17 protein-coding genes are annotated in these 16,827 nt (G+C 54.8%); 16 read left to right on the top strand and 1 reads right to left on the bottom strand.

What is annotated here, in order from left to right; all coding sequences use genetic code 11:
- Positions 1-82 precede the first annotated feature (82 nt).
- From ACWHWP_RS06415 to rihA, 4 genes are all read left to right on the top strand, one after another.
- Positions 83-823, top strand: a complete 741-nt coding sequence (locus ACWHWP_RS06415) for an amino acid ABC transporter permease (RefSeq protein ID WP_023310756.1) — start codon at positions 83-85, stop codon at positions 821-823.
- Positions 823-1,497: a glutamate/aspartate ABC transporter permease GltK gene (gene gltK / locus ACWHWP_RS06410; protein ID WP_014883002.1), complete on the top strand. Its 675-nt coding sequence runs from the start codon at positions 823-825 to the stop codon at positions 1,495-1,497. Before ACWHWP_RS06415 ends, gltK begins: the two co-directional genes overlap by 1 nt.
- Positions 1,497-2,222 carry an amino acid ABC transporter ATP-binding protein gene (locus ACWHWP_RS06405; RefSeq protein ID WP_014883001.1) on the top strand — a complete coding sequence of 242 codons (726 nt, stop codon included), beginning with the start codon at positions 1,497-1,499 and terminating at the stop codon, positions 2,220-2,222. Before gltK ends, ACWHWP_RS06405 begins: the two co-directional genes overlap by 1 nt.
- A gap of 120 nt (positions 2,223-2,342) precedes the next feature.
- Positions 2,343-3,284: a pyrimidine-specific ribonucleoside hydrolase RihA gene (gene rihA, locus ACWHWP_RS06400; protein ID WP_447855267.1), complete on the top strand. Its 942-nt coding sequence runs from the start codon at positions 2,343-2,345 to the stop codon at positions 3,282-3,284.
- Positions 3,285-3,340: 56 nt separating this feature from the next.
- Here the strand turns inward: rihA and ACWHWP_RS06395 are convergent, their stop codons facing one another.
- Positions 3,341-3,823, bottom strand: coding sequence for a zinc ribbon-containing protein (locus ACWHWP_RS06395; RefSeq protein ID WP_047347386.1), 483 nt, complete (start codon positions 3,821-3,823; stop codon positions 3,341-3,343).
- Between the two features lie 214 nt (positions 3,824-4,037).
- Here ACWHWP_RS06395 and leuS point away from each other — a divergent pair, with 214 nt between their 5' ends.
- The 12 genes from leuS to lipB all read left to right on the top strand — a co-directional run bounded on the left by leuS (position 4,038) and on the right by lipB (position 16,582).
- Entirely contained in the window at positions 4,038-6,620 is a 2,583-nt protein-coding gene (gene leuS, locus ACWHWP_RS06390; RefSeq protein WP_063429948.1) for a leucine--tRNA ligase, read from the top strand.
- Positions 6,621-6,634: 14 nt separating this feature from the next.
- On the top strand, positions 6,635-7,204 hold the full coding sequence (gene lptE / locus ACWHWP_RS06385) for an LPS assembly lipoprotein LptE (RefSeq protein ID WP_047347100.1): 570 nt from the start codon (positions 6,635-6,637) through the stop codon (positions 7,202-7,204).
- Complete coding sequence (gene holA / locus ACWHWP_RS06380; RefSeq protein ID WP_059310821.1) at positions 7,204-8,235, top strand: DNA polymerase III subunit delta; 1,032 nt, start codon at positions 7,204-7,206, stop codon at positions 8,233-8,235. Before lptE ends, holA begins: the two co-directional genes overlap by 1 nt.
- A complete protein-coding gene (nadD, locus tag ACWHWP_RS06375) occupies positions 8,228-8,893 on the top strand; it encodes a nicotinate-nucleotide adenylyltransferase (protein WP_063955503.1) in 666 nt (221 codons plus the stop codon). The genes holA and nadD overlap by 8 nt, the downstream gene beginning before the upstream one ends.
- 269 nt (positions 8,894-9,162) lie before the next feature.
- Positions 9,163-9,480, top strand: coding sequence for a ribosome silencing factor (rsfS, locus tag ACWHWP_RS06370; protein WP_023334893.1), 318 nt, complete (start codon positions 9,163-9,165; stop codon positions 9,478-9,480).
- A 3-nt stretch (positions 9,481-9,483) separates the two neighbouring features.
- On the top strand, positions 9,484-9,951 hold the full coding sequence (gene rlmH / locus ACWHWP_RS06365) for a 23S rRNA (pseudouridine(1915)-N(3))-methyltransferase RlmH (protein ID WP_003858701.1): 468 nt from the start codon (positions 9,484-9,486) through the stop codon (positions 9,949-9,951).
- Positions 9,952-9,979: 28 nt separating this feature from the next.
- Complete coding sequence (mrdA, locus tag ACWHWP_RS06360) at positions 9,980-11,881, top strand: peptidoglycan DD-transpeptidase MrdA (RefSeq protein WP_059310819.1); 1,902 nt, start codon at positions 9,980-9,982, stop codon at positions 11,879-11,881.
- Positions 11,882-11,883: 2 nt separating this feature from the next.
- Complete coding sequence (mrdB, locus tag ACWHWP_RS06355; RefSeq protein WP_008501037.1) at positions 11,884-12,996, top strand: peptidoglycan glycosyltransferase MrdB; 1,113 nt, start codon at positions 11,884-11,886, stop codon at positions 12,994-12,996.
- Between the two features lie 16 nt (positions 12,997-13,012).
- Positions 13,013-14,125: an endolytic peptidoglycan transglycosylase RlpA gene (rlpA, locus tag ACWHWP_RS06350; protein WP_059310818.1), complete on the top strand. Its 1,113-nt coding sequence runs from the start codon at positions 13,013-13,015 to the stop codon at positions 14,123-14,125.
- A 139-nt stretch (positions 14,126-14,264) separates the two neighbouring features.
- On the top strand, positions 14,265-15,476 hold the full coding sequence (gene dacA, locus ACWHWP_RS06345) for a D-alanyl-D-alanine carboxypeptidase DacA (RefSeq protein WP_023334890.1): 1,212 nt from the start codon (positions 14,265-14,267) through the stop codon (positions 15,474-15,476).
- A 105-nt stretch (positions 15,477-15,581) separates the two neighbouring features.
- Positions 15,582-15,845, top strand: a complete 264-nt coding sequence (ybeD, locus tag ACWHWP_RS06340) for a DUF493 family protein YbeD (RefSeq protein ID WP_006177135.1) — start codon at positions 15,582-15,584, stop codon at positions 15,843-15,845.
- A 95-nt stretch (positions 15,846-15,940) separates the two neighbouring features.
- Positions 15,941-16,582, top strand: coding sequence for a lipoyl(octanoyl) transferase LipB (gene lipB / locus ACWHWP_RS06335; RefSeq protein WP_447855266.1), 642 nt, complete (start codon positions 15,941-15,943; stop codon positions 16,580-16,582).
- The last annotated feature ends 245 nt before the right edge of the window (positions 16,583-16,827 follow it).

Below are 16,827 nucleotides of genomic sequence, written 5' to 3'. Positions count from 1 at the left end.
CGTTCCCCACTCAGCGCGAAAAATGAGCTTCTCACCAATCTTCGAGGGTAGCGCTGCTACCCTTTTTTTTCTGGAGTTTATTATGTCAATAGACTGGAACTGGGGCATATTCCTGCAACAAGCCCCGTTCGGCAACACCACCTATCTTGGCTGGCTGTGGAGCGGCTTTCAGGTTACCGTGGCATTATCGATAACGGCGTGGATTATCGCGTTTCTTGTCGGTTCTCTGTTCGGTATTCTGCGCACCGTCCCTAACCGTTTTCTTTCAACACTTGGCACCCTGTATGTGGAACTGTTCCGTAACGTTCCGCTGATCGTGCAATTCTTTACCTGGTATCTGGTTATCCCGGAACTGCTGCCTGAAAATATTGGCATGTGGTTCAAGTCGGAACTGGATCCGAATGTACAGTTCTTTGTCTCCTCCATGATGTGTCTGGGGCTGTTTACCGCTGCGCGCGTTTGCGAGCAGGTGCGTGCCGCCATTCAGTCATTACCCCGTGGACAAAAAAATGCGGGCCTGGCAATGGGCTTGACCCTGCCGCAAACCTACCGCTATGTGCTGCTGCCTAACGCCTACCGCGTTATCGTTCCACCGATGACCTCTGAGATGATGAACCTGGTGAAAAACTCGGCCATCGCCTCGACTATCGGCCTGGTCGATATGGCCGCTCAGGCGGGCAAACTGCTGGATTACTCCGCGCACGCGTGGGAATCCTTCACCGCGATCACGCTCGCGTATGTTCTGATTAACGCTTTCATCATGCTGGTGATGAACCTGGTTGAACGCAAAATCCGCCTGCCGGGTAATCTGGGGGGCAAATAATGTACGAATTTGACTGGAGTTCTATCGTTCCATCCATGCCATACCTGCTTGATGGCCTGGTGATTACCTTAAAAATCACCGTTATCGCCATCATCATTGGTATCGTCTGGGGCACCCTGCTGGCCGTCATGCGCCTGTCGAGCTTTAAACCCCTCGCCTGGTTTGCGACCGCCTACGTTAACGTGTTCCGCTCCATCCCGCTGGTAATGGTGCTGCTGTGGTTTTACCTGATTGTGCCCGGCTTCCTGCAAAACGTGCTGGGCCTGTCGCCGAAAACCGATATCCGCCTGATCTCCGCGATGGTGGCGTTCTCCATGTTTGAGGCCGCTTACTACTCGGAAATTATCCGTGCGGGCATTCAGAGTATTTCCCGCGGGCAATCCAGCGCCGCACTGGCACTGGGGATGACGCACTGGCAGTCCATGCAGCTCATTATTCTGCCGCAGGCGTTTCGCGCCATGGTTCCGCTCCTGCTGACCCAGGGCATCGTGCTGTTCCAGGATACCTCCCTGGTCTACGTTCTGAGTCTGGCAGACTTCTTCCGTACCGCGTCAACCATCGGTGAACGTGATGGTACGCAGGTCGAGATGGTGCTCTTCGCGGGTGCGGTCTATTTTGTGATTAGTTTAAGCGCGTCGCTGTTGGTCAGCTGGCTGAAGAAAAGGACGGTATAATGATTTCCCTGAAAAATGTTTCTAAATGGTATGGGCACTTTCAGGTGCTGACCGACTGCTCCACCGAAGTGAAAAAAGGCGACGTGGTGGTAGTGTGCGGGCCGTCTGGTTCCGGTAAATCGACGCTGATCAAAACCGTCAACGGACTGGAGCCGGTGCAGCAGGGTGAGATCGTTGTCAACGGCACCAAAGTCAACGACAAGAAAACCAATCTCGCCCAGCTTCGCTCTCACGTTGGCATGGTGTTCCAGCACTTTGAGCTGTTCCCTCACCTCTCCATTATTGAGAACCTGACCCTGGCGCAGGTGAAAGTGCTTAAGCGTGATAAAAAGGCGTCGCGCGAGAAAGGGCTGAAGCTCCTGGAACGCGTGGGTCTCTCGGCACATGCCGATAAGTTCCCGGCACAGCTTTCTGGCGGCCAGCAGCAGCGCGTGGCGATCGCCCGTGCGCTGTGCATGGATCCCGTTGCGATGCTGTTTGATGAGCCAACGTCTGCGCTCGATCCTGAGATGATCAACGAGGTGCTGGACGTCATGGTTGAACTGGCGCACGAAGGGATGACCATGATGGTAGTGACCCACGAAATGGGCTTCGCCCGTAAAGTGGCCAACCGCGTGATCTTTATGGACGAAGGGAAGATCGTAGAAGACTCGCCGAAAGAGGAGTTCTTCGCTAACCCGAAATCCGAGCGCGCAAAAGACTTCCTCGCCAAAATCCTGCATTAATCTTCCCGGTGCGCAATCTGCGGATTGCGCACTGCTTCACGCTTTAGATTTCTTCCTCTATTCGACGTCACATTGCAGCGTTAACCTTGTCACAAAATAACGCTATGAATGGAGAACGCTATGGCACAACCGATCATTCTCGATTGCGATCCGGGTCATGATGACGCGATCGCTCTCGTCCTTGCACTTGCCTCCCCTGAACTCGACGTCAAAGCCGTCACCTCTTCTGCCGGAAACCAGACGCCGGATAAAACCCTGCGTAACGTGCTGCGCATGCTCACGCTGCTTAAACGCACCGATATTCCGGTTGCGGGTGGGGCCGTGAAGCCGCTGATGCGCGAGCTCATTATTGCCGACAACGTTCATGGTGAAAGCGGGCTGGACGGCCCCGCGCTGCCGGAGCCCGGCTTCGCACCGCAAAACTGCACCGCGGTAGAGCTGATGGCAAAAATACTGCGCGAAAGCGCCGAGCCCGTCACGCTGGTGGCGACCGGCCCGCAGACAAACGTCGCGTTGCTGCTTAATAGCCATCCCGAGTTGCACAGCAAAATCGCCCGTATCGTCATCATGGGCGGCGCGATGGGGCTAGGAAACTGGACGCCGGCTGCCGAGTTCAATATTTTTGTCGACCCGGAAGCGGCGGAGATTGTCTTCCAGTCAGGATTACCGATTGTGATGGCGGGGCTTGACGTTACTCATCGCGCGCAGATTATGGCGGACGACATTGAACGCTTCCGTGCCGTAGGTAATTCGGTCGCGACAACCGTGGCCGAGTTGCTCGATTTCTTTATGGAGTATCATAAAGCCGAGAAATGGGGATTCCACGGCGCGCCGCTGCATGACCCCTGCACGATCGCCTGGCTGTTAAAACCGGAGATGTTTACCACGGTGGACAGGTGGGTTGGCGTCGAGACGCAGGGAAAATATACCCAGGGCATGACGGTGGTGGATTACTACTCGCTGACGGGGAATAAACCGAATACTACGGTGATGGTGGATATTGACAGACAGGCGTTTGTGGATTTGCTGGCGGAGAGACTGGCTTACTATAGTGCGGCCTGATGCCCTCACCCCGGCCCTCTCCCACAGGGAGAGGGTGCAAACAGTTTTGCTTTTACCTAGGGCTCAAACGGCCGGCGCTGGAACTGGTCGTGCCCGCACTTCGGACACAGCGGCAGTACATCCGGCGTATAGACCGCAATATGGTGATGGCACTTCTCACACACCAGGTTGCCCAGCCCCACCACTTCGCCGCTCTGGTAGACACCGTGGTGGTTCAAATCCTGGAATACCTCGCGCCACTCCAGCTGCGTTTTATCGGTGATATCCGCCAGCTCCTGCCACAGGCTCTCCTTAATCACCCGCATAAAAACGCTGTCAGCGACCTCGTCCTGACTCTCTTCGTAACTGCGCGCAAACTCTTCCAGGTCACGACGCACGGCACGGGTCACCTCTTCCACTTCGGTTCGCGTTAACTCACCCGTTTGCGTCACACGGGCACGTGCCTGCTCAACCAGCGCGTCAATATCGCGCTCGCCGTTACGCAGCCGTTCCGTCAGTGTCGCCACCAGTTCGCGGTAAAATTGAGCAACCTTGTTCATCATTTTGCCTCCCGGGTAAGTAACTATTTCTAATAATAGACCTTATTTCATCGCCGCTTTGTCAGGTGAAGCACAGACCCGGTAAATTCCTGCAAAGCGCATTTGTGCGAAAGGCTGTTTTGACGCGGGCGTTTGGGCTATGCTATGCGGATCTGAATTACCACATCCATTGGCTACATTTGTAGCTGTATTGAAAACAGGACCACTGGCTGCCATGCAAGAGCAATACCGCCCGGAAGAGATAGAATCAAAAGTCCAGCAACACTGGGACGAGAAGCGCACCTTTGAAGTAACCGAAGACGAGAGCAAAGAGAAGTATTACTGCCTGTCGATGCTTCCCTATCCTTCTGGTCGACTACACATGGGCCACGTGCGTAACTACACCATCGGTGATGTGATTGCGCGCTATCAGCGTATGCTGGGCAAAAACGTCCTGCAGCCTATCGGCTGGGATGCGTTCGGTCTGCCTGCGGAAGGTGCAGCGGTAAAAAACAATACGGCTCCGGCACCGTGGACGTACGACAACATCGCGTATATGAAAAACCAGCTCAAAATGCTGGGCTTTGGCTATGACTGGAGCCGCGAGCTGGCAACCTGTACCCCGGAATACTATCGCTGGGAACAGAAATTCTTCACCGAGCTGTATAAAAAAGGCCTGGTGTACAAGAAGACCTCTGCCGTTAACTGGTGTCCGAATGACCAGACCGTTCTCGCAAACGAACAGGTTATCGACGGCTGCTGCTGGCGCTGCGACACCAAAGTTGAGCGTAAAGAGATCCCGCAGTGGTTTATTAAAATCACCGCTTACGCTGATGAGCTCCTGAACGATCTGGATAATCTGGACCACTGGCCAGATACCGTGAAGACCATGCAGCGCAACTGGATCGGCCGTTCTGAAGGCGTGGAAATTACCTTCAACGTTGAGAACTACGACCAGACCCTGACCGTCTACACCACCCGTCCGGACACCTTCATGGGTGCGACCTATCTGGCCGTGGCCGCAGGTCACCCGCTGGCGCAGAAAGCGGCAGAAAACAATCCGGAACTGGCTACCTTCATCGACGAGTGCCGCAACACCAAAGTCGCCGAAGCCGACATGGCGACGATGGAGAAAAAAGGCGTTGATACCGGCTTTAAAGCCATTCACCCACTGACTGGCGAAGCCATCCCTGTCTGGGCCGCGAACTTCGTACTGATGGAATACGGCACTGGCGCCGTAATGGCCGTTCCGGGTCACGACCAGCGCGACTACGAATTTGCCACCAAATACGGTCTGACCATCAAACCGGTTATTCTGGCCGCCGACGGTTCTGAACCAGACCTGTCCGAACAGGCGCTGACCGAAAAAGGCACCCTCTTCAACTCCGGCGAATTCAGCGGCCTGAGCTTCGAAGAAGGCTTCAACGCCATCGCCGATAAGCTGGCTTCCCTTGGCGTGGGCGAGCGTAAAGTTAACTTCCGTCTGCGCGACTGGGGCGTTTCCCGTCAGCGTTACTGGGGTGCGCCAATCCCAATGGTGACGCTGGAAGATGGCACCGTGATGCCAACGCCGGAAGATCAGCTGCCGGTGATCCTGCCGGAAGACGTGGTCATGGACGGCATCACCAGCCCGATCAAAGCCGATCCTGAGTGGGCAAAAACCACCGTCAACGGCCAGCCTGCACTGCGTGAAACCGACACCTTTGACACCTTTATGGAGTCATCCTGGTACTATGCGCGTTATACCTGCCCGCAGTATCAGGACGGTATGCTGGACTCCGATGCGGCAAACTACTGGCTGCCGGTAGATATCTACATCGGTGGTATCGAACACGCCATCATGCACCTGCTCTACTTCCGCTTCTTCCATAAGCTGATGCGCGATGCCGGCATGGTGAACTCTGACGAACCGGCTAAACAGCTGCTGTGCCAGGGCATGGTGCTGGCGGATGCCTTCTACTACGTTGGCGCAAACGGTGAGCGTAACTGGGTTTCTCCGGTTGATGCTATCGTTGAGCGTGACGAGAAAGGCCGCATCGTTAAGGCCAAAGACGCCGCTGGTCATGAGCTGGTCTATACCGGCATGAGCAAGATGTCCAAGTCTAAAAACAACGGCATCGACCCGCAGGTGATGGTTGAGCGCTACGGTGCGGATACCGTGCGTCTGTTCATGATGTTTGCTTCTCCGGCAGACATGACTCTGGAGTGGCAGGAGTCTGGCGTTGAAGGCGCGAACCGCTTCCTGAAACGCGTCTGGAAACTGGTTTACGAACATACCGCTCTGGGCGATGCCCCGGCACTGAACGCCGCTGCGCTGACTGAAGATCAGCAGGCCCTGCGTCGTGATGTTCATAAAACGATTGCGAAAGTGACCGATGATATTGGTCGTCGTCAGACCTTCAATACCGCAATTGCGGCTATTATGGAACTGATGAACAAGCTGGCGAAAGCCCCGCAGGACGGCGAGCAGGATCGTGCCTTAATGCGCGAAGCGCTGCTGGCGGTTGTTCGCATGCTGAACCCGTTCACTCCGCACGTCAGCTTCACCCTGTGGCAGGAGCTGAAAGGCGAAGGCGATATCGACAACGCGCCGTGGCCTCAGGCTGACGAAGCAGCGATGGTGGAAAACACAACGCTGGTCGTGGTCCAGGTAAACGGCAAAGTCCGTGGTAAAATTACCGTGCCGGTCGATGCAACCGAAGAACAGGTTCGCGAGCGCGCGGGCCAGGAAACTCTGGTCGCAAAATATCTTGAGGGCGTTACCGTGCGTAAAGTGATCTACGTACCGGGTAAACTGCTGAATCTGGTCGTTGGCTAAGCGCGGGAGGAAACGTGCGACAACTGGCAACAATACTCTTATCTCTGGCGGTGCTTGTCACCGCTGGCTGTGGCTGGCACCTGCGCAATACTACGGCGGTGCCTGCTCAGATGAAAACAATGATCTTTGACTCTTCGGATCCGAATGGTCCTCTCAGCCGGGCAATCCGTAATCAGCTTCGTCTGAACGGCGTTGAGTTGATTGAGAAAGACACGCTGCGCCAGGATGTTCCGTCTCTGCGTGTTCTGGGGATGACGCTCGGCAAAGATACGGCCTCTATCTTCCAGGATGGCCGCACCGCTGAGTATCAAATGGTCATGACGGTTAACGCAGCCGTGCTGATCCCGGGTAAAGACATTTATCCAATCAGTACAAAAGTGTACCGTTCGTTCTTTGATAACCCGCAGACGGCGCTGGCAAAAGATGCCGAACAGCAGATTATCATCAACGAAATGTACGACAAGGCCGCGGAACAGCTGATCCGTAAACTGCCGACCGTTGCAGCGTCTAAGAAAGAAGGCTCTGACATCATCGAAAAACCGGACGCTAACGCAGCTCCTGTTTCTACCTCCATGGGTAACTGATGATCAGGCTGTATCCTGAACAACTCCGCGCGCAGCTCAATGAAGGGCTGCGCGCGGCGTATCTGCTTCTTGGGAACGATCCGTTATTACTTCAGGAAAGCCTGGATGCCGTGCGACATGCGGCGGCCGCGCAGGGCTTTGATGAACACCACACCGTCCAGATCGATAACAACACCGACTGGAACACCCTCTTCTCACTGTGTCAGGCGATGAGCCTTTTTGCCTCGCGCCAGACGATTCAAATCCTGCTGCCGGATAACGGTCCTAACGCGGCCATTAATGAGCAGCTCGCCACGCTGGTCAGCCTGTTACACAGCGATCTGCTCCTCATTGTGCGTGGCAATAAGCTGACTAAAGCCCAGGAAAACGCAGCGTGGTTTACCCAGCTCGCCACCCACGCGGTGCTGGTCACCTGTCAGACGCCTGAGCAGGCGCATCTGCCTAAGTGGGTGGCCGCGAGAGCGAAGCAAAACAATCTTCAGCTGGATGATGCGGCAAATCAACTGCTCTGCTACTGCTATGAAGGTAACCTGCTGGCCCTGGCGCAGGCGCTGGACAGACTCTCCCTTCTGTGGCCGGACGGCAAGCTGACCTTACCGCGCGTTGAGCAGGCCGTTAACGACGCGGCGCACTTCACGCCGTTCCACTGGGTGGACGCGCTGCTGTCGGCGAAAAGCAAACGCGCCCTGCATATTCTGCAGCAGCTGCGCCTGGAAGGGAGCGAACCCGTCATTCTGCTGCGTACGCTGCAGCGCGAACTGCTGCTGCTGGTTACGCTCAAGCGACAGTCAGCCCATACGCCATTGCGCTCGCTGTTTGATAAACATCGTGTGTGGCAAAACCGCAGGGCGATGACCACCGAGGCCGTTAACCGCCTGAGTCATGAACAGCTTCGTCAGGCTGTACAGCTTCTGATGCGCGCTGAGCTCACGTTAAAACAAGATTATGGTCAGTCGGTCTGGGCAGAGCTGGAAAGCCTTTCTCTGCTGCTTTGCCATAAGGCGCTGGCAGACGTTTTTATTGATGGATAGTATGCATTCCTTACAGGCCTTGTATGGCGGCACCTTCGACCCGGTACATTACGGACATCTGAAGCCGGTTGAAATTCTGGCGAATCTGATCGGCCTTCAGCGCGTCATCATTATGCCCAATAATGTTCCGCCCCATCGTCCGCAGCCCGAGGCAACCAGCGAGCAGCGAAAAGAGATGCTTGCCCTTGCCATCGCAGATAAACCGCTCTTCACACTTGATGAGCGCGAGTTGCGTCGCGACACGCCCTCCTGGACGTCTCAGACGCTTCAGGAGTGGCGAGCCGAACAGGGCCCTGACCAGCCGCTGGCCTTTATTATCGGCCAGGATTCCCTGCTGAATTTCCCCACATGGTATCAGTATGAAACCATTCTGGAGAACAGCCACCTGCTCGTTTGCCGCCGTCCGGGCTATCCGCTGACCATGCGCGAAGAGCAGTACCAGCAGTGGCTGGAAGACCATCTCACGGATAACGTTGAGGATCTCCACAATCAGCCTGCCGGGAAGATTTATCTGGCGGAAACGCCGTGGTTCGATATCTCTGCAACACTCATTCGCGAGCGTTTACAGCAAGGTTTAGCGTGTGACGATATGCTACCGGCAGCGGTGCTTGAGTATATTCATACGCACGGTTTGTATCAGAAAAGCGCAGATGAATAGCCGGAGGGCATAAAAAGTGGCTTATTGTTTATCCTGCCTTGACAGGTTAAGCCATACTGTTATCCTCCGCTGCCAGACTTTCCCGCCGATCATTGCTTTACAGAAATTGTTTTACAAAAATGGCGATGCAATCTCAGGCGGAGGGTGGGATGATACCCGCCTTCAAAAGCCTGGCCGGAGACAGTTGTCCCGATACAGGCGTGAGTTCAGGTATACTGCCTGGCTACGAATTCAACGTTTTATAATCTCATTCACCCCAGGGGGAAAACTTGCAGGGTAAAGCACTCCAGGATTTTGTTATTGACAAAATTGATGACCTGAAAGGTCAGGACATCATCGCTATCGACGTTAAGGGTAAATCCAGTATTACCGACTGCATGATCATCTGCACCGGTACTTCTACGCGTCATGTGGTTTCGATTGCCGATCACGTGGTTCAGGAATCGCGTGCAGCAGGGCTGTTACCGCTGGGTGTTGAAGGTGAAGCGACGGCTGACTGGGTAGTTGTCGACCTCGGCGATGTCATTGTCCATGTCATGCAGGACGAGAGTCGTCGCCTGTATGAGCTGGAAAAACTCTGGGGTTAATGCGTGAAGTTGCAGCTGGTCGCCGTCGGCACCAAAATGCCGGACTGGGTACAAACCGGTTTTACTGAATATCTGCGTCGTTTTCCAAAAGACATGCCGTTCGAACTGGTGGAAATCCCCGCCGGAAAGCGCGGCAAGAACGCCGATATCAAACGTATTCTCGATAAAGAGGGTGAACTGATGCTGGCTGCCGCAGGCAAAAACCGCATCGTTACCCTCGATATTCCAGGGAAGCCCTGGGATACGCCGCAGCTGGCGCACGAACTGGAGCGCTGGAAGCAGGATGGCCGTGACGTCAGTCTGTTGATTGGCGGGCCTGAAGGGTTATCCCCTGCCTGCAAAGCGGCAGCAGAACAAAGTTGGTCTCTCTCCGCGCTGACGCTTCCCCACCCGCTCGTTCGGGTACTGGTAGCGGAAAGCCTGTATCGCGCGTGGAGCATTACTACCAACCACCCCTATCACCGCGAGTAATGACTGACCAGGGTAGATTAAGCAGCGGATGAAACTACAGAATTCTTTTCGCGACTATACGGCTGAGTCCGCGCTGTTTGTGCGCCGGGCACTGGTCGCCTTTACGGGGATTTTGCTGCTTACCGGCGTGCTGATCGCCAACCTTTATAATCTGCAAATTGTCCGCTTTACCGACTACCAGACGCGTTCAAACGAAAACCGCATTAAGCTGGTGCCTATCGCACCCAGCCGCGGCATTATTTACGATCGTAACGGCACTCCGCTTGCGTTAAACCGCACCATCTATCAAATCGAGATGATGCCGGAAAAAGTTGATAACGTTCAGGATACGCTGGAAGCGCTGAAGAGCGTTGTCGATCTTAACGATGACGATATCGCCGCCTTCAAAAAAGAGCGCGCCCGCTCTCACCGCTTCACCTCCATTCCGGTAAAAACCAACCTGACGGAAGTTCAGGTGGCCCGTTTTGCGGTGAATCAATACCGTTTCCCCGGCGTGGAAGTGAAGGGTTACAAGCGTCGCTACTACCCTTACGGCTCCGCGCTGACGCATGTGATTGGCTACGTTTCCAAGATTAACGACAAAGACGTCGACCGCCTCGATAAAGACGGCAAGCTGGCCAACTACGCGGCAACGCACGATATCGGTAAGCTGGGGATTGAACGTTATTACGAAGATGTTCTGCACGGGCAAACCGGCTATGAAGAGGTTGAAGTTAACAACCGTGGCCGCGTTATTCGCCAGCTGAAAGAAGTGCCGCCTCAGGCCGGGCACGACGTCTATCTGACGCTCGATCTGAAACTGCAGCAGTATATTGAAACCTTACTGGCGGGCAGCCGTGCAGCCGTGGTGGTGACCGATCCGCGTACCGGTGGCATCCTGGCGATGGTGTCAATGCCAAGCTATGACCCAAACCTCTTTGTTGACGGCATCTCCAGTAAAGACTATTCCGGCCTGCTTAATGACCCCAATACACCGCTGGTGAACCGCGCGACGCAAGGGGTTTATCCCCCGGCATCCACGGTTAAACCGTACGTGGCGGTCTCGGCACTGAGTGCCGGCGTCATCAACCGTAATACCAGCCTGTTTGACCCGGGCTGGTGGCAGTTGCCAGGTTCAGATAAGCGCTATCGTGACTGGAAAAAATGGGGCCACGGCCATCTGAACGTCACCAAATCGCTGGAGGAATCTGCGGATACCTTCTTCTATCAGGTGGCTTATGACATGGGGATCGACCGCCTGTCAGAGTGGATGAGCAAATTCGGCTACGGACATTACACCGGCATTGACCTTTCAGAAGAGCGTTCAGGCAACATGCCGACGCGTGAATGGAAGCTGAAGCGCTTTAAAAAACCCTGGTATCAGGGTGACACCATTCCGGTGGGTATCGGCCAGGGCTACTGGACGGCAACGCCGCTTCAGATGAACAAAGCCATGATGATCCTCATCAATGACGGCGTGGTTAAAGTGCCTCATCTGCTACAGAGCACGGTTGAAGACGGCAAAAAAGTGCCGTGGAACCAGCCGCACGAGGCCCCGGTGGGTGACATTCACTCCGGCTTCTGGGAAATCGCGAAAGACGGTATGTACGGCGTGGCAAACCGCCCGAACGGTACCGCGCATAAGTATTTTACCGGCGCACCGTACAAGGTGGCCGCGAAATCCGGTACCGCGCAGGTGTTTGGTCTGAAAGCCAACGAAACCTATAACGCACACCGCATTGCCGAACGTCTGCGTGACCATAAGCTGATGACGGCGTTTGCCCCTTATGATAACCCGCAGGTCGCGGTGGCGATGATTCTGGAGAACGGCGGTGCCGGGCCAGCGGTAGGGACCATCATGCGCCAGATCCTGGACCACATTATGCTGGGTGATAACAACACCGAACTGCCGGCTGAAAACCCGGCCGCCGCTGCGGCGGAGGACCAATAATCATGACGGATAATCCAAATAAAAAATCGCTGTGGGATAAAATCCACATCGACCCAGCCATGCTGCTGATCCTCCTGGCTCTGCTGGTTTACAGCGCTCTGGTTATCTGGAGTGCCAGCGGCCAGGATATCGGCATGATGGAGCGCAAAATCGGCCAGATCGCGATGGGTCTGATCATCATGGTGGTGATGGCGCAGATCCCGCCGCGCGTCTACGAAGGCTGGGCGCCCTATCTCTACATCTTCTGTATTATTTTGCTGGTTGCGGTAGATGCGTTTGGCGCCATTTCAAAAGGGGCGCAGCGCTGGCTGGATCTGGGTATTGTCCGCTTCCAGCCCTCGGAAATTGCCAAAATCGCCGTTCCATTGATGGTGGCTCGCTTTATCAACCGCGACGTCTGTCCGCCGTCGTTGAAAAATACCGCCATCGCGCTGGTGCTGATTTTCCTGCCGACGCTGCTGGTTGCGGCACAGCCTGACCTCGGCACCTCAATCCTTATCGCCCTCTCAGGCCTGTTTGTCCTTTTCCTGTCGGGACTGAGCTGGCGTCTGATTGGTATCGCGGTAGTGCTGATCGCGGCGTTCATCCCTATCCTCTGGTTCTTCCTGATGCATGATTACCAGCGCCAGCGCGTCATGATGCTGCTCGATCCGGAAACCGATCCGCTGGGCGCGGGTTATCATATTATTCAGTCCAAGATTGCGATTGGCTCCGGCGGCCTGCGCGGTAAAGGCTGGCTGCACGGCACGCAGTCGCAGCTGGAATTTTTACCGGAACGCCACACAGACTTTATCTTCGCCGTACTGGCGGAAGAGCTGGGGCTGGTTGGCATCTTAATATTGCTGGCACTGTACGTCCTGCTGATCATGCGGGGATTGTGGATTGCAGCGCGCGCGCAAACCACCTTTGGTCGCGTCATGGCTGGCGGGTTGATGCTGATTTTATTCGTTTATGTCTTCGTAAATATTGGTATGGTGAGTGGTATTCTGCCGGTGGTAGGCGTACCGCTGCCGCTGGTGAGTTACGGAGGCTCGGCACTGATCGTGTTGATGGCCGGGTTTGGTATCGTGATGTCGATCCATACCCACAGAAAAATGTTGTCGAAAAGCGTATAAAAATAAGGGGATCGGAATGCGTAAGCAGTGGCTGGGGATCTGCATTGCGGCAAGTTTACTTGCGGCCTGCACAAGTGATGATGGTCAGCAACAGGCAACCGTCGCGCCGCCGCAGCCTGCGGTGTGTAATGGCCCGAACGTTGAAATCAGCGGCGCCGATCCCGTTTATGAACCGCTGAATGCCAGTGCTAATCAGGATTACGAGCGCGACGGCAAGAGCTACAAAATTGTTCAGGATCCGTCTCGTTTCAGTCAGGCTGGCTTTGCCGCCATTTACGATGCCGAGCCTGGCAGTAACCTGACGGCTTCCGGGGAAGCGTTCGACCCAATGCAGCTGACTGCGGCACACCCAACGCTGCCGATTCCAAGCTACGCCCGTATCACCAACCTGGCGAACGGCCGTATGATCGTCGTGCGCATCAACGACCGCGGCCCGTACGGGAATGACCGGGTGATTTCCCTGTCTCGCGCGTCCGCCGATCGCCTGAATACCTCGAACAATACCAAAGTCCGTATTGACCCGATTATCGTAGCGCAGGATGGCTCGCTCTCCGGGCCGGGCACCGCGTGTACGACGGTGGCGAAACAGACCTATGCCCTTCCCGACCGTCCAAATCTTGACGGCGGAATGGGAAGCGCCTCGTCTCCGGCAGCACCGTCTCAGCCGGGTGGCGAAATCCGTCCGATCAGCAATGACACCCTGCAAAGCGATGATTCAACCGGCGCACCGGTAAAGAGCAGCGGTTTTCTGGGTGCACCGACGACCTTAGCCTCGGGCGTGCTTGAAGGCAGCGAGCCTACGCCAGCCCCTGCTCCTGTTACAGCACCAGCGACCCAACCGGCTCCCGTAACGGCACCGGCGACTACGCAAAGTGCGGCGGTGGCGGCTCCGGCAGCGGCCAGCGGCAGCTACGTGGTCCAGGTAGGCGCAGTGAGCGATCGGGCGCGGGCCCAACAGTATCAACAGCGTCTGAGCCAGCAGTTCGGTGTACCAGGACGCGTTGAACAGAACGGCGCGGTGTGGCGTATTCAGATGGGGCCGTTTGCCAGCAAATCGCAGGCAACGACCCTTCAGCAGCGCCTGCAGAATGAAGCTCAGCTTCAGTCATTTATCGCTGTTGCAAAGTAATTAATCGGCGGTGTCCGAAATGTCAGTTTGTGTAAAACACATTCACAAACTCATGCTTAAAGTCGGATGCCTGCCTGAATAGCATTTGCTATAGTAAGGCACTTTTTTTAATTCCATCACGGATGTCGTAGTTCTGACCATGAAGACCACCTTTTCTGCTCGTTTTGTGCAGCGCATGGCGCTGACCGCGGCCCTTTGCGCTGCTGCACTCTCTGCAGCTCACGCCGATGACCTGAATATCAAGACCATGATCCCTGGCGTTCCGCAAATCGATGCGGAATCCTACATCCTGATCGATTACAACTCTGGCAAAGTGCTGGCAGAACAGAATGCCGATGCGCGTCGTGACCCGGCCAGCCTGACCAAAATGATGACCAGCTACGTTATCGGCCAGGCGATGAAGGCAGGTAAATTCAAAGAGTCGGATCTGGTCACCATCGGTAACGATGCGTGGGCAACCGGGAACCCCGTCTTCAAAGGTTCTTCTCTGATGTTCCTGAAGCCGGGTATGCAGGTTCCTGTTTCTCAGCTGATTCGCGGCATCAACCTGCAGTCGGGTAACGATGCCTGCGTGGCGATGGCCGATTTCGCTGCGGGTAGCCAGGATGCCTTCGTGGGTCTGATGAACAGCTACGTGACCGCGCTGGGCCTGAAAAACAGCCATTTCCAGACCGTACACGGCCTGGATGCAGACGGTCAGTACAGCTCCGCACGCGACATGGCCCTGATTGGTCAGGCGCTAATCCGCGATGTCCCCAATGAGTACTCTATCTATAAAGAGAAAGAGTTCACCTTCAACGGTATTCGTCAGACCAACCGTAACGGCCTGCTGTGGGATAACAGCCTGAACGTTGACGGCATCAAAACTGGCCATACCGATAAAGCGGGCTACAACCTGGTGGCATCTGCCACTGAAGGTCAGATGCGTCTGATCTCAGCCGTGATGGGCGGTCGTACCTTTAAAGGTCGCGAAACAGAAAGCAAGAAACTGCTGACCTGGGGCTTCCGTTTCTTCGAAACCGTGAATCCACTGAAAGCAGGCAAGGAGTTTGCTTCTGAACCCGTCTGGTTCGGCGACAACGACCGTGCTTCCCTCGGCGTTGATAAGGACCTGTACCTGACCATTCCTCGTGGTCGTATGAAGGATCTGAAAGCCAGCTACGTCCTGAACAGCACCGAGCTGCATGCCCCGCTGCAGAAAAACCAGGTTGTGGGCACCATTAACTTCCAGCTGGATGGCAAGACGATCGATCAGCGTCCGCTGGTTGTCCTGCAAGAAATTCCTGAAGGCAATTTCTTCGGCAAAATCATTGATTACATTAAATTGATGTTCCATCACTGGTTTGGTTAAAAATTGAACACTTGAAAGTGTGATTTTGATCCCCATATACTAAGTATCCTGATAACTCCCACCTGACGTGGGAGTTATTCTTTTTGACGTTACGCCGGAGCTGACATGAAAACCAAACTTAACGAACTGCTTGAATTCCCTACCTCATTTACCTACAAAGTAATGGGTCTGGCGAAACCTGAGCTGGTTGATCAGGTGGTTGAAGTGGTACAGCGCCATGCGCCGGGTGACTACTCTCCGTCAGTAAAACCAAGCAGCAAGGGCAACTACCACTCGGTTTCTATTACCATCACTGCGACACACATTGAGCAGGTTGAGACGCTGTACGAAGAGCTCGGCAATATCGAAATTGTTCGTATGGTGCTGTAGTCCCTTTTCGGTTACCCGGTTTGCCGGGTAACCCCTCTCCCCCGCTGTGATATACTCCCGCACACCTTTTGTCCCTCGTCTTCGGAGACGCAGTTTTGTATCAGGATAAAATTCTGGTCCGTCACCTCGGGCTGCAACCTTATGAGCCTGTCTCCCAGGCTATGCATGACTTCACCGATTCACGCGATGACAGTACCCCGGATGAGATCTGGCTGGTGGAACACCTGCCGGTATTTACGCAGGGTCAGGCGGGAAAAGCGGAACATTTATTGATGACGGGAGATATCCCGGTTATTCAGAGCGATCGCGGTGGGCAGGTCACTTACCACGGGCCCGGGCAGCAGGTAATGTACGTCCTGCTTAATCTGAAGCGCAGAAAGCTTGGCGTGCGCGAACTGGTTACCTTACTGGAACAAACCGTCGTCAAGACGCTGGCGGAATACGGTATTGACGCGCACCCACGGGCCGATGCGCCGGGCGTCTACGTTGGGAAAATGAAGATCTGCTCTCTGGGGCTGCGTATTCGTAAAGGCTGCTCCTTCCACGGCCTCGCATTGAATATTAATATGGATCTCGCGCCTTTCCTGCGTATAAACCCCTGCGGCTACGCCGGCATGGAAATGACGCACATGCGCCATTGGGTTGAAACCGCGACGCCAGAAACTATTCGTCCCGTACTTTTGAAGAACGTGTTAGCACTACTTAACAATCCCCCGCACGAATATATCCCTGCTTAATATATCGTACAACATGGCTCGCTAATTTGACGAGCCACTGTTTATTTACCGCTTTTGCGCTTTACAATAAACCCCAGATTCTATATTTTCGAAGCGCCCGAATATTACCGTTACATATTATTTAGCCTTACGCAAGCGCGGCAAACACGGCCTAAGTAACGTGAGTGATAATCACACAACTGTTTGTTTTCGATAAACAAGTGAAACAAAACCAACACTTTACGAATCTCTACAAGCATAATAAA

Source organism: Enterobacter sp. WI-ESBL-E8, from assembly GCF_053364895.1.
Note: the sequence above shows the minus strand (reverse complement) of the source record. Positions and strands in the feature narration are given on the sequence as shown.